The sequence below is a fragment of the Rugosimonospora acidiphila genome (assembly GCF_039543385.1).
Lineage (GTDB): Bacteria > Actinomycetota > Actinomycetes > Mycobacteriales > Micromonosporaceae > Rugosimonospora > Rugosimonospora acidiphila.
Window position 1 is genome coordinate 1 of record NZ_BAABJQ010000108.1, and the last position, 694, is coordinate 694.

General features: G+C 59.7%; 1 protein-coding gene. It reads left to right on the forward strand.

Annotated elements, in window-relative coordinates:
• Window positions 1-694, forward strand: a 694-nt coding sequence (locus ABEA87_RS42240; protein WP_345639437.1) for a hypothetical protein, incomplete at both ends; no start/stop codon positions are given.

The window sequence follows — 694 nt, forward strand, 5'->3', positions numbered from 1 at the left end:
CGACATCACCTACCACGGCATCGACACCGTCTATACCTACACCGACCACACGACGGTCACCTACGACAGCAACGGCAACACCATCGACGAGAAACTCGCCGACGGCACCGACTACACAAACTTCGACAGCAACGGCGACCCACACCACGTCAACACCCCCGCCCACGACGGTCAACCAGCAACCAGCGCCGACATCACCTACCACGGCATCGACACCGTCTATACCTACACCGACCACACGACGGTCACCTACGACAGCAACGGCAACATCACCGACGAGAAACTCGCCGACGGCACCGACTACACCCAATTCGACCACGCCGGCAACCCACACCACGTCGACATCCCACCGGAAAACGGCAACCCAGCAACCTCAGCCAACATCACCTACCACGGCAACGACACCGTCTACACCTACACCGACCACACGACAGTCACCTACGACAACAACGGCAACACCATCGACGAAAAACTCGCCGACGGCACCGACTACACCCAATTCGACAGCAACGGCAACCCACACCACGTCAACACCCCCGCCCACGACGGTCAACCAGCAACCAGCGCCGACATCACCTACCACGGCATCGACACCGTCTATACCTACACCGACCACACGACGGTCACCTACGACAGCAACGGCAACACCATCGACGAGAAACTCGCCGACGGCACCGACTACACAAACTTCGAC